Origin of the sequence: Caenibius tardaugens NBRC 16725, assembly GCF_003860345.1 — a bacterium.
Classification (GTDB): domain Bacteria; phylum Pseudomonadota; class Alphaproteobacteria; order Sphingomonadales; family Sphingomonadaceae; genus Caenibius; species Caenibius tardaugens.
In genome coordinates this window covers 4,282,521-4,302,266 of record NZ_CP034179.1, presented here as the reverse complement: position 1 = coordinate 4,302,266, position 19,746 = coordinate 4,282,521, and the positions used below count along the sequence as shown (strand labels likewise).

Below are 19,746 nucleotides of genomic sequence, written 5' to 3'. Positions count from 1 at the left end.
ATGTGTGGGATTGCAGGCATCTTTCATTGTGGCACGCCAAAACCCGTCGATGCGTCTCGCGTTGAAAGAATGTGTGATGCGCTGGTTCATCGCGGGCCCGACGGTGCGGGCGTATGGACTGCGCCCGGTGTTGGCCTTGGGCATCGCCGCTTGTCGATCATTGATCTTGCCGGGTCGCCGCAGCCGATGTTCTCGGCGGATGGCGGGGCGGTTATCGTCTATAACGGCGAGATTTATAATTTTCAGGAACTTCGGCGCGAATTGACGCAATTGGGTGCGGAATTTCGCACCAATGGCGATACCGAGGTTATTTTGGCCGCGTGGCAGCGTTGGGGCCCCGATTGCCTGCGCCGTTTGCAGGGCATGTTTGCCTTCGCGCTGTATGATCTTCGCGAGAAGACCCTGTTCCTGGCGCGCGACCGGTTGGGTGTGAAGCCGCTCTTCATGGCGCATCTCAGCGATGGGAGCATCGCTTTCGCATCGGAATTGAAAGGGCTTCTGGCCCATCCCCTGCTGCGGCGGGATATCGATCCTCTGGCTGTGGAGGATTATCTTGCCTGGGGTTATGTCCCCGATCACCGCTCATTCCTGAAAGGCGCCGAGAAACTGGCGGCGGGGCATTACCGCTTGCTTAGGCATGGTCAGGAACCCGCCAAACCCGTGCAATGGTGGGATGTTTCCTTTGCAGAGCGGCGCAAAGGCAGGGAAGACGATCTCTCCGCAGAACTGCTTCATCTGCTGCGGCAGGCGGTCAGTTCGCGCATGATCTCGGATGTACCGTTGGGCGCATTTCTTTCCGGGGGGGTGGATTCCTCCAGTGTCGTCGCTTTGATGGCGGAAACCAGCGCGACCCCGGTGCGCACCTGTTCGATAGGCTTTGACGTCTCCTCGCTCGATGAATCGTCTTACGCCGCCAAAGTGGCCGGCCTTTTCTCCACCGATCATCGAAGCCGGGAGGTGAGTAGCGATGATTTTCGAGAAGCCGGACGGCTTGCGCGCATGTTTGATGAACCTTTCGCGGATGCGTCCGCCTTGCCGACCTGGCGTGTTTGCGAACTGGCGCGGGAAACAGTCACCGTCGCTCTTTCGGGCGATGGAGCGGATGAGGCTTTCGCAGGGTACAGGCGCCAAATGTTCCATGCGCGTGAAGAAACTGTGCGCAGTGTTCTGCCCGCAGCGTTTCGACGCGGTGTGCTCGGCGGGCTTGGTGCGATCTATCCCAAGGCCGATTGGCTGCCACGACCCTTGCGTGCCAAATCAACTCTTCTCGCTTTGGCGGACAGCGGGGAAGGTGGATATGCGCGGGCCATTGGCGTGACACCGCCTGAGATCAGGGACCAGTTGTTTTCCCCCGAGTTTCTGGCGCTTCGGGGCGATTATAGGGCAGAGACGCCGTTCATGACGTTGATGCGCAACGCGCCGGCGCGGACCGGGCTGGACCGGGCGCAATATGCCGATCTCAAATTCTGGCTTCCAGGAGATATACTGACCAAGGTTGATCGCACGAGTATGGCGGTAAGCCTGGAAGCGCGCGAACCGCTGCTCGATCATCGCCTGATTGAATTCGCGGCGACATTGCCGTCAGGAATGCGATTGCGCGGTGCCCAGGGCAAATGGTTGCTGAAGCGGACCATGCAACGTTACCTTCCTGATGATATTCTTTTTCGGCCCAAACAAGGGTTTGTAACCCCGGTCAGTGCATGGTTCCGTGGTCCACTCGCTGCGGAGGCCAGGGCGATCGCCACTGGTGCCGTTTTGCATCAGCTTGGGTGGTTCGACATGCACAGGATCGGCAAAATGGTCGAGGACCATATCGCTGGTCGCATGGATCATGGTCGACTTTTGTGGCAATTGCTCATGCTTGACCGGGCTTTGCGTGGATTAAATATCTTTTAATTATATGGGGTTGCCGGGATTTTTTCGCGATCATCATGCCATGTCACGGGGTGCCGCCCCGGAATGAGACGAAATAAATATAAACATGGTAAATATCAGATTGCAAAAAGTCGTGTGCGTGTAATATGATTCCAAACACGATCTTCAACGCGATGTTTTGAATGAGCTGCCTTGGGCGGTCTGGGGAATTGCTTATGGACCGTCTCGATAGTGGTTTGGAGCGAAGCGATCCGGGCTTGGCTGAAGCGGAAGAATCGCTGTTTTTCTCGGATATTAATAAAGAGGGTGGGTTGGCGCAGAGTTTACGCCATCTTTCTGTCCCGCAAGACCTCTATACATTGAACGAGCTTGATGTCTTTTACGAAGACGGGCTGCACACATTGTGGACTTATATGCGGCCGCAAGGTCGTCCCAGTTTTACGCCGACAATGCTGCGAGACTTTGTTGATTGGCAAAATTTGATTGCGAATAGTTTTGGACCGGGGAAGTTGCCTCTCAAATTTCTTGTGCTTGGCAGCCGGGCGCAAGGTGTTTTTTGTTTTGGCGGTGATCTGAAACTTTTTCAAAGCCTTATTCGTGAAGGAAACCGCGAAGGGCTGGTGAAGTACGGATATCGTTGCGTGGAAATTCTCGAACGCAACGCGCGATCACTCGATCTCCCCCTGCTTACGATCGGTCTTGTTGAAGGATCGGCGCTTGGTGGCGGGTTCGAATCCCTTCTGTCGTTCGATGTCCTCGTGGCAGAAAGGGGTGCGACCTTCGGTCTGCCGGAAGTGATTTTCGGTCTTTTCCCAGGTATGGGCGCGCATGCCTATCTGACGCGAAAAGTGGGATCGGCGATGGCCGAGCGGATGATCTTGTCCAATGAAAGTTACACGGCCGAACAGCTGTATGACATGGGCATTGTGCATGTTCTGGCGGAAAAAGGTGAAGGTTTGTCCGCGTGTCGTGAGTATATTCAGAGATCGACGCGCCGGCATGCCGGTCTGGTTAAGGCGCGTGAAGCGATGCGCCTAGCATCGCCTGTGTCTCTCGATGAACTCAAGCGCATCGTCGATATCTGGGCGGATGCAGCGTTGGGGCTGACAGAGCAGGATTTGAAAGTGATGAACAGGCTTGCGCGGGCTCAGTCCCGACTGGCCCAGGCGGCCTGATCCGAAGTTTTCGGTGGATCCTGGCGTTTAATCTTCTAATCTTCGCCGTGTCCTGCGGCGAGGTAATCCGCACTCTGCATTTCCTGTAAACGGCTGATTGTGCGATCAAATTCAAAGCGTCCGTCGCCCGTCTGGTACAGGTTTTCGGGATCTGCATCGGCAGTGACCAGCAGTTTCACTTTGTGTTCGTAAAGGGCATCGATCAGCGTGACGAAACGCGCCGCTTCATTCTTGTTTTCTGGCCCAAGTCTGGGAATGCCGACGAGAATGACCGTGTGATAAGCGCGTGCAATCGCCAGATAATCAGGCGCACCGCGTGCTTCTCCGCACAGGCGTTTGAAACTGAAGACCGCGACGCCCTTGAGGCTTTTGGGGACATGCAATAGCCGCCCGCCGCCGACATCAAGATCGGCTGAAGGGACGTTTTCCGCGTCTTCCGGGTTATAGTCCGTAAGGCGGAAGAATGCTTCGCGCACCTGAGCCGTAGCGGCATCGCCGAGAGGAGTGTGCCACGTTGCCATGCCGCCAAGCCGATCAAGCCGATAATCGACCGGCCCGTTCAGGGTCAGGACGTCCAGTTCGCGTTCGATCAGTGCGATGAACGGGAGAAAGTGTTCGCGATTGAGGCCGTCCTTGTAAAGCGCGTTGGGCGCGCGATTGGACGTGGTGACCACGGTCACCGCTTCATCCATGATCAGGGCCGCAAACAGACGGCTCATGATCATGGCGTCGGCCGAATTGTTGACGACCATTTCATCGAATGCGAGGACCCGCAGGCCTTCGGCCAGTCTGGCCGCCACTTGCGGAATGGGGTCGCCGCTTTCGGTCTTGCGGACATCGCGCAACATCGCATGCACTTCCAGCATGAAGGCATGAAAATGGGCCCGGCGTTTCTCGGTGATGGCGAGCGTATCGTGAAACAGGTCCATCAGCATAGACTTGCCGCGCCCGACGCCGCCCCACATGTATATCCCGCGGGGACGTTCCGATTTCTTGCCGAAGAGTTTGCCAATCAGTCCCGGCTTTGCGCTGCCGGCTTCCAGCTTTTCCTGCAGTAGCTGAAGATGTTTCGCTGCGGCAGCCTGTTCGGCATCCGGGCGCAACTCTCCAGCCGCGACCAGTGCCTCATACCGTGCGACAAGACCGCTCATCAGCGTGAAGACGGTTTGCGGATGGTGGCCGAATAGGCGGCGATCAACGCGCCATCCTGTTCAACCTTGCCGCGCAGAAACACGAGGCGGCGCGTTTCGCGGAGAATTTCGCTGACGGCATCGATGGGGCTGCCCAATTGTCCGGCGCCGACAAACTGGGTGCTGAGGTCCAACGTCATGGAGCGGGGGGCATCACCACCCAGAACCGTGGCCAGTGTCGCGAAGAGCGCGATGTCGATCAGCGACATGGTCACGCCGCCATGGATCGATCCACGCGCATTGCTGTGATGGAGCTGGGGGAACATGCGCGTGCGCGCTGTATTGCCCTCTTCCGGGCGGACCAGCATGGGCCCCATAACAACCGGCTGAAAGCGCGTGTCGTCGGCCAGTTGCCACGTGTACCAGCCCGGATGATCCGGGGCTGGTACGTGAATAAATTCGGCAGGCGCTTGGTTGGCCAAATCAGATGTGCCGTTCAGCCTGCATTTTCTTGATTTCCCCGATGGCCTTGGCGGGCGAAAGCCCCTTGGGGCACACGTTGGCGCAGTTCATGATGGTGTGGCAGCGATAGAGACGGAACGGGTCTTCCAGTTCATCCAGACGTTCGCCGGTCATTTCGTCACGGCTATCCGCGAGCCAGCGGTAGGCCTGCAGCAGGATAGCCGGGCCGAGGAACTTGTCCGAATTCCACCAGTACGACGGGCAACTGGTGGAGCAGCATGCGCACAGGATGCATTCGTAAAGACCGTCCAGCTTTTCACGCTGTTCGGGCGATTGCAGGCGTTCCTTGCCGCTGGGCGTGGTCGAAACCGTCTGCAGCCAGGGCCGAATGGACGCATACTGTGCGTAGAAATGCGTGAAATCGGGAACGAGATCCTTGATCACTTCCATATGCGGCAGGGGGGTGATCCGGATATCGCCGGAAAGATCCTCGATCGCGGTCGTGCAGGCAAGGCCATTGCGGCCGTTCATGTTCATGGCGCACGACCCGCAGATGCCTTCGCGGCAGGAACGGCGAAATGTCAGCGTCGGATCGATTTCGTTTTTGATCTTGATGATCGCGTCCAGAACCATCGGGCCGCACTGATCGAGATCGATTTCAAACGTATCGTAACGCGGGTTTTCCCCGCTGTCGGGGTCATAACGATAGACCTTGAACTTCTTCACACGGCTCGCGCCTTCGGCCTTGTGGACGTTGCCTTTGCCGGAGATCTTGCTGTTTTTGGGAAGTGTAAAGGTTGCCATCGCCTGTTCATTCCTGCTGGCGGCTTTTTACCGCGGGACTCGCGGTGCCTTCTAACGATTCAGCGCCATGTCGCAAGGGCTGCCATCGCACAATAATTATCGGGATTGCGACAATGCAAGCAGCGGAGGATGATGGCGCACGAAAAACGGGAGAGAAGCATGGGGTTTAGCACGTGGTACGAGGATAAAATCCTTCCGCACATCATTCGTTGTGGCTGCGCCAATGCCAATATTGCCGCCTTGCGTGCGAAAATCGTGCCTCTGGCCGAAGGGCGGGTGTTCGAAATGGGGGTCGGCGGTGGACTGAATCAGCCCTTCTACGAAACGTCGAAGATCACTGGCTTTTCTGGGATCGATCCGTCAGAAAAATTGCTCGACTATGCCCGTGCCGCAGCACGGTCGCGTGGTTGGGATACCGATATTCGTCAGGGTTTCGGAGAAGCAATTCCATTCTCCGATGCCGAATTCGACACAGTGGTATGCACGTTCACCATGTGCTCAGTTCAGGATCAGGCGCGGGTGCTCGACGAAATGCGCCGCATACTCAAGCCTGGTGGGCGGCTGCTTTTTCTGGAGCATGGGCGCGCAGTCGATCCGGTCGTGGTGAAGTGGCAGACCCGGATCGAACCGGCGTGGAAGCGTGTTTTTGGAAACTGCCACTTGAGTCGCGCGGTTACCGGCGCCGTGCGTGAAAGCGGTTTTGCGATGGAGTACACCGATCACACCTATATGTCCGGTGCACCGCGTTTTGCCGGCTTCATGGAATGGGGCGTCGGAATCAAAGCGGGCCATTGATCCTGCTTTGAACGACATGCTCCCGCGCCGTTCGGGAACGGCGCGGGAGATATTCAGGATTTACTCGCCAAATGTCCGCTGCCACCAGCCGCGACGCGGCGTGGATGGCGTTTCCTCGCCAGCTTCCGCTGGCGCTTCACCGGCATCGGTTTGCGCAACGGGTTCAGCAACCAGTTCGGCGGTTTCCGTTGTCGCGGGCACTGTTTCAGCCACGACTTCAGCGGGTGCTTCAACCGTTGCTTCCGGCGCAGGGGTATCGGCCTTCTTGCGCCGGGTCCGCTTTGGTTTGGCGGGGACCTCTTCCACCACCACTTCGGCGGTCTCAGCGGGCTCCGCCGGGGCATCAGCGACATCTTCTGCAACGGGTTCTGCCTTTTTACGGCGGGTCCGTTTAGGCTTGGCTGGCGCTGCTTCCGCTTCGGCTTCTACCACTGCAGCAGGGGGCTCTGCCGTGACGACAGGGGCTTCTTCTGCAACGTCCGATTCTGCCGGTGCTTCGGCTTCGACCTTCTTGCGGCGGGTCCGCCGGGGTTTCGGGGCCGGTGCCGCCTCGGGTTCTGGCGTCACATCGTCAGCCTGAACGGCATCGGCCTGTGCAACGTCAGCCGGGGCAGGGGCGTCTTCCGAGCGGTCAGAAGAACCCTCGTCAGCAACGCTTTCGTCATCGCTGCCGTCGGAACCTTCGATGCTTTCTTCACCGTCGGTCCGCTTCTTCCGGCGACGGCCACCGCGGCGGCGGCGGCGCTTGGCGCGCTCTTCGCCTTCAGCGCTATCGTCACCATGCTCATGATCGCCTGTTGGCTCATCAGCCTCGGAGCTATCGCTGGCGTCTTCGTCAGAGCCGCTTTCGAACGCTTCATGACCGTTATCGGCCTGCTCGCCTTCACCATCCTGATCGCGACGCTTGCGATTACGACCACCGCGGCGGCGACGGCGTTTGCGGCGCTGATCCTGGTTGTCCTCTTCGTCGCGGAATTCCGCCTCTTCCTCGTCCTCGTCGTCTTCCTCTTCGATCACCAGATCGAGATCTTCTTCGATAAGAAGGGGTTCAAACCGGGGGGCAGTGAGCGGACGAGGGCCAGAGCTCGAAACGCGCATTTTCGCGCCTTCGTTCTCGCCTTCAGGGATTACCTCGACGTTTACCCCATAACGCTCTTCAATTTCCGCCAGATCGCCGCGTTTCTGGTTCAACAGATAGATCGCAGCTTCGGTGGAGGCATAAAGCGTGATGATCGTGCCTTTGCCCTTTGCCGCTTCATCCTCGATCAGGCGCAGCGCGGAAAGGCCTGCGCTCGACGCCGTGCGCACCAGACCCGTGCCATCGCAATGCGGGCAGGACCGTGTGGTCGCTTCGAGTACGCCTGTGCGCAAGCGCTGACGGCTCATTTCCATCAGGCCGAAGCCCGAAATGCGGCCGACCTGAATCCGCGCCCGATCGTGCTTGAGCGCGTCCTTCATCGCCCGCTCGACCTTGCGGATATTGGAACTGTATTCCATGTCGATGAAGTCGATCACCACCAGGCCAGCCATGTCGCGCAGGCGAAGCTGGCGGGCGATCTCTTTCGCTGCCTCGAGATTGGTGCTGAGCGCCGTCGCCTCGATCCCATGTTCCTTTGTGGAACGGCCGGAGTTGATGTCGATAGACACCAGCGCCTCGGTCGGATTGATAACAAGATAACCGCCCGACTTGAGCTGCACGACGGGATCGTACATCGCGGTAAGCTGGTCTTCCGCGCCATAACGCTGGAATAGCGGCACCGGATCGGCATATTGTTTTACCCGCCGGGCATGGCTGGGCATGAGCAGTTTCATGAACTGCCGCGCGGCCTTGTAACCTTCCTCGCCTTCGACGACGACATCTTCGATATCGCGGTTGTATATGTCCCGGATCGCGCGCTTGATCAGATCGCTATCGGAATGGATCATTGCGGGTGCGCTGGATGACAGCGTGTTTTCGCGGATTTCATCCCACAGTCGGGCGAGGTAATCGAAATCGCGTTTGATTTCGGTCTTGGTGCGTTGAAGTCCTGCCGTGCGGATAATGCAACCCATGCTGCGGGGCAGCTTAAGTTCCGACACAATTTGCTTGAGGCGCTTGCGGTCCGTCGAGCTGGAAATCTTCCGAGAAATCCCGCCGCCGTGGCTGCTGTTGGGCATCAGAACGGTGTAGCGGCCTGCGAGGCTGAGGTATGTCGTCAGCGCGGCGCCCTTGTTGCCGCGCTCTTCCTTTACGACCTGAACCAGCAATACCTGGCGGCGCTGGATGACGTCCTGAATCTTGTAGCGACGACGCAATGCCATGCGTTTCGCGCGCAGTTCCTCAACTTCCTTGGAACGCGCGCGGCCTTGTCTGCGTCCGCGACGACGGCCGCGACCGCGATCATCATGACCTTCGCCGTTATCGGCATCGGTGTGGGATCCGCTTTCGTCGGCCTCGGCGCCATTGCTGCTGTCGTCTTCTTCGACAATGCCGCCTTCGATCGTGGCGACGTCATCCTTTTCGGATGTGTCGATTTCCTCGACACCATCGTCGCCGAGAAGATCGTCAGCAAGAAGGCCATTCTCGCCATAATCGTCGTCATCGTCATCCGCGCCGTCTTCTTCGGCAGCGCGCAGGCGCGCTTCTTCTTCTGCTGCTGCAGCTTCTTCTGCCAGCAACGCTTCGCGGTCTTCGCGCGGAATCTGATAATAATCGGGGTGAATTTCGCTGAAAGCGAGAAACCCGTGCCTGTTTCCACCGAAGTCCACGAATGCCGCCTGCAAAGACGGCTCAACCCTTGTGACTTTCGCTAGATAAATGTTGCCTTTGATCTGTTTTTTATCGGCAGATTCAAAATCGAATTCTTCAATACGGTTGCCTTTGAGCACCGCCACCCGCGTTTCTTCCGGGTGGCGCGCATCGATAAGCATGCGCGTTGTCATTGTAGAGTCTCCAGGCGCGCGGCCGTTTCGCATCCTCCGCAGAGGTGGCGGTAGCTGCGCGCACAATAGTAGGTGATCCGTCAGGTGCCCGGTATGTGAGGGACGGCCTGCCCGGAAGGGTCTGAATGCCGATTTGCCGTGGCAAACCGGAAATGCGGAATGTGTCTGCCCCAAAGAGAATGCGCGGACCCTTATCTTCTTCGAAGGTGTTATACGCGGTCCTGCTCGCCGCAAATGCAGCGCCAGAGGCGGGCTGCAGCGGTTTGTAATCGAGCGGACTTCTCATTCGGGCATCAACCTGTGTGAAACCGGTTCCGATTGGCGCCGGTCGCTGTGGCGGAGCAGGCTGCTGCATTATCCTCGGGTAACGCTTCAGCATCTTGATAATGCTCCAGCGTGCCCGGAGTGCCTGAACTGCTCCGTGTGGCTTTGCTAGCACCGGTCTGTAATATCGGCAACCTTATTGCGGAATAAGGTCAAATGGCTCTTGTCCTTTTGGCTATTGGGCCGTTAACCCTGATGGGATGGCGTTCATTTCGCGGCTTTCCGTGATTGTACTTGTCCCGGCAGTTATGCTTGCCGGGCTTTTTCTGTTCTGGCCCGGATTTACCTCTCTGTTCGCAAACGACAATCATCTTGTCCGCATCGAACTGCCAGAGCCCGGCAGCAGCCTGAATCTGCCAGCAGTGCTTGGCCCGCCCGATGCCAGTCGCCCGCTGATTGTTATCGATGCGGGGCACGGGGGGCATGATCCCGGGGCTGGTGGTGACGGGTTGCAGGAGAAAACGCTGACACTGGATCTGGCGCGAACGTTGCGGGACCAGTTACTGGCAAATGGCGGCATTCGTGTCGCTCTGACGCGGGATGATGACCGGTTTCTTGCGCTGGCCGAACGGCGGGATATTGCCAGGGCATTGGGGGCGACCCTGTTCCTTTCGATCCATGCGGATTCTGCTGGCGAGGAGAAGGACGTGTCGGGCGCCAGCCTCTACACCTTATCCGCCCAGGCGTCGGATGAGGCGGCGGCGCGGCTTGCGACGCGGGAGAATCGGGCTGATCGCATCAATGGCATGGTTCTGGATGATCAGAATGGTTCCGTGAATGCGATTTTGTTCAATCTGTCGCAGCGGCGCGCCCGTGACGATGCGGGGGAACTGGCACGGTTGATTGTGCGGGAAGGGGAGGGGGAGATGGTATTTCACCCGAGTCCCCGTCGTTCCGCAGCGTTTGCAGTGCTCAAATCGCCGGATATCCCATCCATTCTGTTTGAGGCTGGCTACATCACGAATCCCGATGAAGCACGCCGTTTGGCCTCGCCTGAAGGGCGTATGCAATTTGGCGAAATCGTGGCGCGCGCAATACGCATCTACTTCGCACGACAGGCGGGCGGATAGCCCATGCGGGAGCGATGCCGGACGAACTGCATCGCAAGGCACTGGTCTAGCGCAATTAGGCCGTGCTAAGGGCGGCTCACGATGGCCGACGAGACCAATTTCGAAACCGCCCGCTACAGGATTCGCCGTGACGCCAAAGGTGCATTCGCCTGGGCGGAAGGTGCGCTGAGCTGGGCGAAGACGCAGTGGCGTGACAGCCGCCTGTTCCGCTGGATTGCAATCGCCGCAGCTGCATTTGTGGTGCTGTGGGCGCTGGTGTGGTTCGCCTTGGCGCGGGATTTGCCTGATGCGGAAATGCTGTTGGACTATCAGCCGCCTTTGCCGACGATGGTGCGTGGAATTGATGGCGAAATCGTCGATTCCTATGCGCGGGAACGGCGTGTGCAGCTTCAGTTCGTCGATTTTCCGCGCCCGATGATCAATGCGTTCCTGGCCGCTGAAGACAAGACGTTCTGGACACACGGTGGCATTGATTACACCGGCTTCGTCGGCGCCGTATTCGACTATGTGACCAAGTTGGGTTCGGGCCAACGGGCGAAAGGTGGTTCGACCATCACCCAGCAGGTGGCGAAAAATATTCTCGTCGGTGACGAGTATTCGATCACGCGCAAGCTCAAGGAAATGATCCTCGCGCGCAGAATCGAGAGCGTGTTGACCAAGCAGCAAATTCTTGAGTTGTATCTCAACGAGATTCCGCTCGGCAGGCAGAGCTTTGGCGTACAGGCTGCTGCCCGGGCCTATTTTGACAAGGATATCGGCGATCTGCAGCTGCATGAGGCCGCGTTCCTTGCGATTCTGCCGAAAGCGCCGGAACGATATGGTCGTGCGAAGTATGCCGATCTTGCTATGGAACGGCGAAACTTTGTTCTCGATCAGATGGTTGCGAACGATTTCATCACGCGGGAACAGGCCGATGCGGCCAAGGCCAAACCTCTGGGCGTTATTCAACGTCGTTCCGCCGAAAAAACGGTCGATGCCGGCTACTTCATGGAGGAGGTGCGCCGTCAATTGATGGGGCGCTATGGCGAAAAGGCGGAAGATGGTCCGCATAGCGTCTACGCAGGCGGTCTCTGGGTGCGCACCTCGCTCGACCCCAAGTTGCAGACTGCCGCCCGGGATGCGCTGCGTGGCGCTTTGCTGCGCTTCCACGGAGGGCGCGGTTGGACAGGACCGATTGCCACGATCGATGTCAGTGACGGAAACTGGCAGGGCGAACTGGTCAGTTCTTACCTCGGCATCAATTACCAGAACTGGCGCGTGGGTGTGGTTACGGCGCGGACCGGGGCGAGTGCGCGGATCGGGTTTGTCGATGGCAAGGAAGCGCCGTTGACCGGATTGCCGGATGCCTTGAAGGCGGGGGATGTCATTGTCGCATCGCCCGAAGGCAATGGTTACAGGGTACGTACGATTCCTGAAATTTCAGGCGGTTTTCTCGCGCAAGACCCAAACACCGGTCGCGTGCTGGCGATGCAGGGCGGCTTCGATTCCCGATTGGGCGCATTCAACCGGGCGACGCAGGCCATGCGGCAGCCGGGCTCTACCATCAAGCCGTTCGTCTATGCGACAGGGCTCGATTTTGGCCTCTCTCCGGCCTCAATGGTGTCGGACAGTTCGTTCTGCGTGTATCAGGGCGGTGCGCGGGGTGAGAAATGCTTCCGCAACTTCAGCGGTGGCGGCGGGGGTGAGCACACCATGCGCTGGGGCCTTGAACAGTCCCGCAACCTGATGACCGTGCACATTGCCAATGATGCCGGTATGCCGAATGTCATTCGCACTTTCGACAAGGTCGGTATCGGCCAGTACAAACCTTACCTCTCCTTTGCGCTCGGAGCCGGTGAAACGACCGTGGAGAAAATGGTCAATGCCTATTCGGCGCTGGCCAATCAGGGGCGTCAGTTCGACCCCAGCCTGATCGATTATGTGCAGGATCGGGGTGGCAAGGTCATCTGGCGTGCGGACAAGCGCAAGTGCACGGGCTGCAACATGAAGGACTGGGATGGCAAAGCCATGCCGCGCTTCGCGGCGCGTGGCAAACAGGTGCTCGATGCCCGCACGGCCTATCAGGTCGTTCACATGCTGGAAGGCGTTGTCACACGCGGTACGGCTGTCACCCTGCGTGATCTCAAGTTGCCGCTGTTCGGCAAGACCGGGACGACATCAGGGCCGACCGATGTGTGGTTCGTCGGGGGATCGCCTGACATCGTTGCAGGGGTTTATCTGGGGTATGACAAGCCGCGCAGCCTCGGCGGTGGTGCGCAGGGTGGCCGTCATGCGGCGCCGATATTCAAGGAATTCGTACAGAAGACACGCGATCACTGGAGTGACGAACCATTCCCGGCGCCTGCTGGCGTTCGCATGGTGCGCATCGATCGTCGTACGGGCAAGCGCGTGTTCGATGGCTGGCCCAGTAGTGATCCCAAGGCGGCGATCATCTGGGAAGCCTTCAAGCCGGACACGGAACCGCGCCGGAGCACCCGGCAGGATGAAGTCGACGCCATGCGGCAGGAAATTCTGACGTTGCTGCGCCGCGGCCGCGCTGTTGAAGCCCAGCGGAAATCGGGAACGACAACCGAACAGCCTGGCAATTTTGCGGAACAGCAAGGCGGCCTGTACTAGCGAGGCAGGCGTCGTGATGCTGGACAGTCTGGCGGTTTAGGCTCATGCTTCTACTATGAAACGGCTGCTAGTCCTCGCTTGCGCTTTGAGCGCGTTTGCATCCCCGGCGCTGGCCGCATTGCCGGTTGGTGCCAAGGCGCCCCAGTTTGCGACCAAAGGGGCGCTTGCGGGCAAGGATTTCGCATTCGATCTCAGGCGCGCGCTGGCGGATGGGCCGGTGGTCCTGTACTTTTATCCAAAGGCCTTCACGCAGGGCTGCACGCTCGAAGCGAATGCCTTTGCGGAAGCGATGCCACAATTTCAGGCCGCCGGGGCGAAGGTGATCGGCCTTTCTGCGGATGATCTTCCCACTTTGCGCCGCTTTTCGACCAAGGAATGCCGGGATGCCTTTCCTGTTGCGATAGCCAGCCCGACCGTGATCAAGGCCTATGATGTCGCCTTGGTGCGGGAAGGGGCGAAAACCGGCCTTTCCGACCGCACATCCTATGTGATCGGGAAGAATGGCCGTATCATTATGGTGCACTCGGATCTTGATTGGCGAGAGCACGTAAAACGTACACTTGCGGCGGTGAAATCCCTCAAGTCCAAATAGGCGCTTGCATCGCCTTGCAGTGGCGGGCAGGGGCGAGGCCTGTTGCTCCCACTTTCGCAACTGACACGCCTCCGCTAAGCGGGCCCCGAGACAACGGAGTTGAATTGCCATGCGTGCCGAAGGGCAGGCCCAAATAGAACGTATCGAAGCCGCCTTGGCGTTGGTCAGGAGATCTCTGGATTGGGATCGCGCCCTGCGGCGTCTCGACGAGCTGAACGCACGCGTGGAAGATCCGACCCTGTGGGACGATCCCAAGCAGGCGGAAGCGATCATGCGCGAACGACGTAGGCTGGAAGCCGCGATCGGCACCGTCAACGAAATCGGCCAGGAAATGGCGGACGCCATCGAATTCATCGAGATGGGTGAGGCCGAGGGCGATGATGCCACGGTCGACGAAGGGCTCGATTCCCTCGAAAAGCTGGCGGCGCGCGCCGATGCTGACAAAGTGCAGGCACTTCTGTCGGGCGAAGCAGACGCCAACGATACCTATCTTGAAATTCACGCAGGCGCAGGTGGCACGGAAAGCCAGGACTGGGCCGAAATGTTGCAGCGGATGTATACACGCTGGGCGGAACGCCGTGGCTACAAGGTCGAACTGGTGGATTACCACGCCGGCGAACAGGCCGGAATCAAGTCCGCCACCCTGTTGCTCAAGGGCGAGAACGCGTACGGGTACGCCAAGACCGAAAGCGGCGTTCATCGCCTCGTGCGGATCAGCCCGTATGACAGTTCCGCGCGGCGGCATACGAGTTTCAGTTCGATCTGGGTCTATCCCGTGATCGATGATGACATCGACATCGATATCAATCCGGCAGACCTGAAAATTGATACTTATCGGGCATCGGGCGCGGGTGGGCAGCACGTCAATACCACGGACTCTGCCGTGCGTATTACGCACGCGCCCAGTGGTATCATCGTGGCCAGCCAGATCGACCGATCGCAGCACAAGAACCGCGAAATCGCGATGAACATGCTGAAAGCGCGGCTGTTCGAGGAAGAAATGCGCAAGCGCGAAGAGGCTGCGAGCGCGGAACATGCCTCCAAGACGGATATTGGCTGGGGCCACCAGATCCGGTCATACGTCTTGCAGCCCTATCAGATGGTCAAGGATTTGCGCACAGGCGTGACATCCACCAGCCCGGACGACGTGCTTGACGGCAAACTGGATGAATTCATGGCCGCTGCACTGGCCCAGCGGGTGACCGGCGAATCTGTAGAGGTCGAGGACGTCGAGTGATCCGCTTTCGCGCTCTCTGTGCAACGGTCTTGTTTGCCCTGGCTGCGTGCCAGCCGGCAGGCAAGGATACCGATCGCCCGGAGACGTCGCGAGAATTTCCCCGCGCCGACCGCCCGGTCTCTGAAAGCGGCGCCAATAGCGTCAGCACCGAACAAGTGCGCGATGATCGCCGTGAGGCGACAACCGTCATGGACCTGGCCCAGATCGCGCATGGCATGAGCGTGGCCGATATTGGCGCCGGTGAAGGATACTACACCGTTCGTCTGGCGGAGCGGGTAGGGCCAAGAGGGCGCGTGCTTGGTCAGGATATCGATGCAGAAGCCTTGAAGCGATTGGGCGCACGCGTTGAACGCGAACGTCTCGACAATGTTTCGATCAAGCATGGCGAATCTGACGATCCGCAATTGCCGGAAAAGAGCTTCGATCGGATATTCCTCGTGCACATGTATCATGAGGTGACGGAGCCCTATGCGTTCCTGTGGCGTCTGAGGCCAGCACTCCGGCCGGGCGGACAGGTCATAGTGGTCGATGTCGACCGACCGACGGATACGCACGGGATCAACCCGCGCCTGCTCTTCTGCGAGTTTGAAAGTGTGGGCTTTCGTCTGGTAGAATTTGTCCGTAAGCCGGAATTGGCCGGATATTATGCGCAGTTCGAAGTTGCAGGACAACGCCCTGCGCCAAGAGATATAAAGCCGTGCCGAGAGGCGGGCGTGACAAAGAAAGATACAGCCGCCTGACGCGGCCTGTTTGGTTAGGAAAGATAATGTCATTCAAGGGGTTGCAGCCAATAATCTATCGCGGTCGCGAGGTATGGCCGTTGATTGAAGGCGGTAAGGGTGTGTCTGCGACCAACCACACCAGCTCCGGGGCATGGGCTGCTGCGGGCGGTGTGGGCACGGTCAGTGCCGTCAACGCGGACAGTTATGATGCGGAAGGCAAGATCGTCCCGCAGGTCTATGAACAATTGACCCGCCGCGAACGGCATGAGCAATTGATCCGTTATGCGATCGATGGCGGTGTCGAACAGGTAAAACGCGCCTACGATATTTCCGGCGGCAAAGGCGCGATCAATATCAACGTGCTGTGGGAAATGGGCGGTGCGCAGGCAGTACTCGAAGGCATTCTCGAGCAGACGCGGGGCCTGGTAACGGGTGTTACTTGCGGCGCGGGCATGCCCTACAAACTGGCCGAAATCGCGGCGCGGTACGATGTGGCCTATCTGCCGATCATCAGTTCCGCCCGCGCGTTCCGCGCCTTGTGGAAGCGGTCCTACAGCAAAGTCGCAGACCTGATGGCGGCTGTGGTTTACGAAGATCCGTGGCTGGCAGGCGGGCATAATGGCCTTTCCAATGCGGAAGACCCGACCAAGCCGGAAGATCCCTATCCCCGTGTGAAGGCGCTGCGCGACACCATGCGTGCAGAGGGGATTGCCGACAGCGTGCCGATCGTCATGGCCGGCGGTGTCTGGTTCCTGCGCGAATGGAACGACTGGATCGAGAATCCGGAACTTGGGTCGATTGCCTTCCAGTTCGGAACGCGCCCACTGCTCACGCAGGAAAGCCCGATTCCCCAAGGTTGGAAGGACCGTCTGCGTACGCTGGAGCCGGGCGATGTCCTGTTGCACCGCTTCTCGCCCACAGGGTTCTACAGCTCGGCAGTGAAGAACCCCTTCCTGCGTAATCTCGAAGCCCGTAGCGAGCGGCAGATTCCCTATTCTCGGGTCGAGGCCGGTGCGCATACGGTGCAACTCGACGTCGGCGTGAAAGGCAAGAACTTCTGGGTTGCCCCGGCAGATCTCGATCGTGCACGGACCTGGGCAGGTCAGGGCTTCACCGAAGGTCTGCGCACCCCTGATGATACGATCGTATTCGTCACCCCGGATGAGCGTACGGTCATCAGGGAAGATCAGGCGGCGTGCATGGGTTGCCTGTCGCACTGCGGTTTTTCTGCATGGAAAGACTATGACGATTATACCACCGGCCGCCTTGCCGATCCGCGCAGCTTCTGCATCCAGAAGACATTGCAGGACATTGCCCATGGCGACGACGTGGAACAGAACCTGATGTTTGCGGGCCATGCGGCCTATCGCTTCAAGCAGGATCCGTTTTATTCGAACAATTACACCCCCACCGTGAAGGAACTGGTTGATCGTATCCTCACCGGGGACTGATCAACGCATGGCCCGCGCGGCCATTTGCGTGTGAGGAAATAGGGGTAAACGGGAAAGGGACGGTGGATGACACCGTCCCTTCTTTCTTGGCCTGCTCTTGAGAAGGGTGGGTGCTATTCCAGTTCCCACGCCCGTTCGCCATGGCTGGCGATATCGAGCCCGTCGCGTTCTTCATCTTCGTTCACGCGCATTGGCATGAACAGCGAAACGCCCAGTGCGATGATCCCCGTTATGACGGCTGACCATAGTGCGACCACAGCAATAGCCAGAGCTTGCGCGCCGATCTGGCTGAGCATGCCCATACCATCGGCATAGCCTGTTCCGCCGAGAGCCGGTGTCAGGAATATGCCCAGCAGCAACGATCCCAGAATGCCCCCGAGGCCATGCACCGCGAAGACATCGAGGGAATCGTCAATGTGCAGCTTGTGCTTCACCGCCTGGATCGCCCCATAGCACAGCGTTGCGGCAGCTACGCCAAACAGTATGGCCGCGCCGGGGGAGATGAAGCCGGCGGCAGGCGTGACGGTGGCCAGCCCGGCAATTGCGCCCGTGGCGAAGCCGACACTGGTGGGCTTCCCCACTGTCACGCGTTCCAGCAGCACCCAGAACAGGGCGGCTGCGCAGGCGGCTGCGTGGGTATTGATAATGGCGGACGATGCATCATCCGTGGCGGTGAGAGCGGAGCCACCGTTGAACCCGAACCACCCGACCCACAACAGCATTGCACCGATCATGGTCAGGCCCGGAGCATGGGGCAACATCAGTGTGCGGGGAAAGCCTGTGCGACGGCCCAGCAGCAGGGCAACGACCACGGCGGATACGCCTGCTGTCGTGTGAACGACTATGCCTCCGGCGAAATCCATAACGCCAAACATCGATGCCAGCCAGCCGCCGCCCCAGATCCAGTGTGCGACGGGGGCGTAAACAAGCAGGCTCCACAGTGCACAGAACGCCACGACCCAGCCGAACCGCGCGCGATCCACCCAGGCGCCGATCATCAGCGCAGGGGTGATGGCGGCGAAGGTCAGCTGAAACATCGCAAAGGTGCTTTCCGGAATGGTGGTGCCTTCGCGGACGGTTCCCAGATTGTTGAGCATCCATGCCCCGCCGCCGCCCAGCCAGCCATTGCCGCCGGGACCGAACGCAAGCGTATATCCCACGGCAATCCAGAGGAGTGAGGCCACCGCTGCGACAGCGCCGCATTGCACGGCGACCGAAAGGAAATTTTTGGCGCGCACCAGTCCACCGTAGAACAAGGCAAGCCCGGGCAGTGTCATCAGCAACACCAATGCCGAGGAAACCAGAATCCACGCGGTGTCGCCGCTGTCGCTGACTGCGGCATAAGGATCCTGCGCGAAAACGGGGCTTGATAGTGCGGTCCCGATGATCACACTCATCGGCAACACGAATTTGCGAAGCATAGTCCCCCCTTTCAGGCGCCGTCGGCCAGGTGCCTTTTCGGGCGTGACCTAAAACGGAAAGCTGCAGGTGGGCAAGTGTTCTGAACAGTCCCGGATTTCGGGCTAGACCAGACCTTCGAGCACCTGATCTGGGGGACGGTGCCCGTCTGCCCAGAAACGGATGTTCGCGATCACCTTTTCACCAGACGCTTCGCGCCCTTCAATCGTGGCGCTGGCCATGTGCGGCAAAGCCAGCACGTTGGACAGGGAAATGAACCGGGGGTCGATTTCTGGTTCATGCGCATAAACATCCAGCCCCGCACCGCCAATCTTGTTATGGGTAAGGGCGGTGATGAGCGCTTCTTCATCGATCAGATGGCCGCGCGCGGTATTCACCAGATAGCTCGTCGGTTTCATCAGAGCGATGCGGCGCGCGTCAAGCAGGTGATGCGTTTCGGCCGTCGCAGGGCAGTGCAGCGTAAGAATATCCGATTCTGCAATCAGACGATCGAGATCGCTTTCGTATCGCGCGCCCAGCATGTTTTCCACCGCGTCAGGCAGGCGATGGCGATTGTGATAGACGATTTCCAGCCCGAAAGCCCGGGCGCGATGCGCAACGGCCTGGCCAATGCGGCCCATGCCGATAATTCCCAGCCGCTTGCCGTTAATCCGGTGACCCAGCATGAACGATGGTCCCCAGCCGGGCCACTTGCCTTGCCGCAGGGTGGTGATCCCTTCCGCAAACCGGCGTGGCCCTGTCAGGATAAGCGCCATGGCCGTATCCGCGGTATCTTCCGTGAAAACCCCAGGAGTATTGGTCACGATAATGCGGCGCGACCATGCGGCCGCTACATCGATATGCTCAGTTCCGGCACCGAAGCTGGCAATGAGACCAAGCCTGTCACCGGCGGCCTCGATCATGGCACCGTCGATACGGTCAGTCACCGTGGGGACCAGAACATCGCAGTCACGCATGGCTGCAATCAGGGCATCGCGGTCCATGATTCGATCTTCGGTATTGATCACCACGTCGAACAGCTCGCTCATCCGGTCTTCCACAACAGGCAGAAGCCTGCGTGTGACAATAACCCGGGGCTTGCCGGTCACGCGGCGACTCGATGCCTGGGCTGCTGGCGGTGTTTGCGTTGTTTCGCTCATTGCAGCATGCGCT

General features: G+C 59.2%; 15 protein-coding genes. 9 read left to right on the top strand and 6 right to left on the bottom strand.

Going from position 1 to position 19,746, the window contains the following annotated elements:
• Together EGO55_RS20230 and EGO55_RS20225 are read left to right on the top strand one after the other, a co-directional pair.
• Entirely contained in the window at nt 1–1,896 is a 1,896-nt protein-coding gene (locus EGO55_RS20230) for an XrtA/PEP-CTERM system amidotransferase (protein ID WP_040714993.1), read from the top strand.
• Between the two features lie 194 nt (nt 1,897–2,090).
• Nucleotides 2,091–3,050, top strand: coding sequence for a crotonase/enoyl-CoA hydratase family protein (locus tag EGO55_RS20225; protein WP_021688887.1), 960 nt, complete (start codon nt 2,091–2,093; stop codon nt 3,048–3,050).
• A gap of 35 nt (nt 3,051–3,085) precedes the next feature.
• On the opposite strand, the gene zapE is transcribed toward EGO55_RS20225, so the two are convergent.
• The 3 genes from zapE to EGO55_RS20210 are packed head-to-tail and all read right to left on the bottom strand — an operon-like array spanning nt 3,086 to nt 5,446.
• On the bottom strand, nt 3,086–4,201 hold the full coding sequence (zapE, locus tag EGO55_RS20220) for a cell division protein ZapE (RefSeq protein WP_021688886.1): 1,116 nt from the start codon (nt 4,199–4,201) through the stop codon (nt 3,086–3,088).
• Complete coding sequence (locus EGO55_RS20215; protein ID WP_021688885.1) at nt 4,201–4,662, bottom strand: PaaI family thioesterase; 462 nt, start codon at nt 4,660–4,662, stop codon at nt 4,201–4,203. The genes zapE and EGO55_RS20215 overlap by 1 nt, the downstream gene beginning before the upstream one ends.
• A gap of 1 nt (nt 4,663) precedes the next feature.
• Nucleotides 4,664–5,446: a succinate dehydrogenase iron-sulfur subunit gene (locus EGO55_RS20210; protein ID WP_021688884.1), complete on the bottom strand. Its 783-nt coding sequence runs from the start codon at nt 5,444–5,446 to the stop codon at nt 4,664–4,666.
• Between the two features lie 129 nt (nt 5,447–5,575).
• On the opposite strand from EGO55_RS20210, the gene EGO55_RS20205 reads away from it, so the two are divergent.
• Nucleotides 5,576–6,241, top strand: a complete 666-nt coding sequence (locus tag EGO55_RS20205; protein WP_210766597.1) for a class I SAM-dependent methyltransferase — start codon at nt 5,576–5,578, stop codon at nt 6,239–6,241.
• Between the two features lie 60 nt (nt 6,242–6,301).
• Here the strand turns inward: EGO55_RS20205 and EGO55_RS20200 are convergent, their stop codons facing one another.
• Nucleotides 6,302–9,163 (bottom strand): ribonuclease E/G, encoded by a 2,862-nt coding sequence (locus tag EGO55_RS20200; RefSeq protein ID WP_021688882.1) that lies wholly within the window; start codon nt 9,161–9,163, stop codon nt 6,302–6,304.
• Between the two features lie 548 nt (nt 9,164–9,711).
• Between EGO55_RS20200 and EGO55_RS20195 the strand changes: the two genes are divergently transcribed.
• The 6 genes from EGO55_RS20195 to EGO55_RS20170 all read left to right on the top strand — a co-directional run bounded on the left by EGO55_RS20195 (nt 9,712) and on the right by EGO55_RS20170 (nt 17,175).
• Nucleotides 9,712–10,557: an N-acetylmuramoyl-L-alanine amidase family protein gene (locus tag EGO55_RS20195; RefSeq protein WP_210766596.1), complete on the top strand. Its 846-nt coding sequence runs from the start codon at nt 9,712–9,714 to the stop codon at nt 10,555–10,557.
• Nucleotides 10,558–10,638: 81 nt separating this feature from the next.
• The gene (locus EGO55_RS20190; protein WP_021688880.1) at nt 10,639–13,173 is read left to right on the top strand and encodes a penicillin-binding protein 1A; all 2,535 of its coding nucleotides are present in this window, start codon (nt 10,639–10,641) and stop codon (nt 13,171–13,173) included.
• Nucleotides 13,174–13,228: 55 nt separating this feature from the next.
• The gene (locus EGO55_RS20185) at nt 13,229–13,765 is read left to right on the top strand and encodes a peroxiredoxin (protein WP_021688879.1); all 537 of its coding nucleotides are present in this window, start codon (nt 13,229–13,231) and stop codon (nt 13,763–13,765) included.
• 109 nt (nt 13,766–13,874) lie between these two features.
• Nucleotides 13,875–15,002 carry a peptide chain release factor 2 gene (gene prfB, locus EGO55_RS20180; protein WP_021688878.1) on the top strand — a complete coding sequence of 376 codons (1,128 nt, stop codon included), beginning with the start codon at nt 13,875–13,877 and terminating at the stop codon, nt 15,000–15,002.
• Complete coding sequence (locus tag EGO55_RS20175) at nt 14,999–15,742, top strand: class I SAM-dependent methyltransferase (protein ID WP_021688877.1); 744 nt, start codon at nt 14,999–15,001, stop codon at nt 15,740–15,742. The genes prfB and EGO55_RS20175 overlap by 4 nt, the downstream gene beginning before the upstream one ends.
• 26 nt (nt 15,743–15,768) lie before the next feature.
• Nucleotides 15,769–17,175: an NAD(P)H-dependent flavin oxidoreductase gene (locus tag EGO55_RS20170; protein WP_021688876.1), complete on the top strand. Its 1,407-nt coding sequence runs from the start codon at nt 15,769–15,771 to the stop codon at nt 17,173–17,175.
• A gap of 113 nt (nt 17,176–17,288) precedes the next feature.
• Here the strand turns inward: EGO55_RS20170 and EGO55_RS20165 are convergent, their stop codons facing one another.
• Together EGO55_RS20165 and EGO55_RS20160 are read right to left on the bottom strand one after the other, a co-directional pair.
• Nucleotides 17,289–18,572: an ammonium transporter gene (locus tag EGO55_RS20165; RefSeq protein WP_429860919.1), complete on the bottom strand. Its 1,284-nt coding sequence runs from the start codon at nt 18,570–18,572 to the stop codon at nt 17,289–17,291.
• A 126-nt stretch (nt 18,573–18,698) separates the two neighbouring features.
• Nucleotides 18,699–19,733: a 2-hydroxyacid dehydrogenase gene (locus EGO55_RS20160; protein ID WP_040714992.1), complete on the bottom strand. Its 1,035-nt coding sequence runs from the start codon at nt 19,731–19,733 to the stop codon at nt 18,699–18,701.
• Between the last annotated feature and the right edge of the window lie 13 nt (nt 19,734–19,746).

Coding starts and splice junctions, on each gene's coding strand:
- EGO55_RS20230 (WP_040714993.1), top strand. CDS start 1: ATGTGTGGGATTGCAGGCATCTTTCATTGTGGCACGCCAAAACCCGTC.
- EGO55_RS20225 (WP_021688887.1), top strand. CDS start 2,091: ATGGACCGTCTCGATAGTGGTTTGGAGCGAAGCGATCCGGGCTTGGCT.
- zapE (WP_021688886.1), bottom strand. CDS start 4,201: ATGAGCGGTCTTGTCGCACGGTATGAGGCACTGGTCGCGGCTGGAGAG.
- EGO55_RS20210 (WP_021688884.1), bottom strand. CDS start 5,446: ATGGCAACCTTTACACTTCCCAAAAACAGCAAGATCTCCGGCAAAGGC.
- EGO55_RS20205 (WP_210766597.1), top strand. CDS start 5,576: ATGATGGCGCACGAAAAACGGGAGAGAAGCATGGGGTTTAGCACGTGG.
- EGO55_RS20200 (WP_021688882.1), bottom strand. CDS start 9,163: ATGACAACGCGCATGCTTATCGATGCGCGCCACCCGGAAGAAACGCGG.
- EGO55_RS20190 (WP_021688880.1), top strand. CDS start 10,639: ATGGCCGACGAGACCAATTTCGAAACCGCCCGCTACAGGATTCGCCGT.
- EGO55_RS20185 (WP_021688879.1), top strand. CDS start 13,229: ATGAAACGGCTGCTAGTCCTCGCTTGCGCTTTGAGCGCGTTTGCATCC.
- prfB (WP_021688878.1), top strand. CDS start 13,875: ATGCGTGCCGAAGGGCAGGCCCAAATAGAACGTATCGAAGCCGCCTTG.
- EGO55_RS20170 (WP_021688876.1), top strand. CDS start 15,769: ATGTCATTCAAGGGGTTGCAGCCAATAATCTATCGCGGTCGCGAGGTA.
- EGO55_RS20165 (WP_429860919.1), bottom strand. CDS start 18,572: ATGAGTGTGATCATCGGGACCGCACTATCAAGCCCCGTTTTCGCGCAG.
- EGO55_RS20160 (WP_040714992.1), bottom strand. CDS start 19,733: ATGAGCGAAACAACGCAAACACCGCCAGCAGCCCAGGCATCGAGTCGC.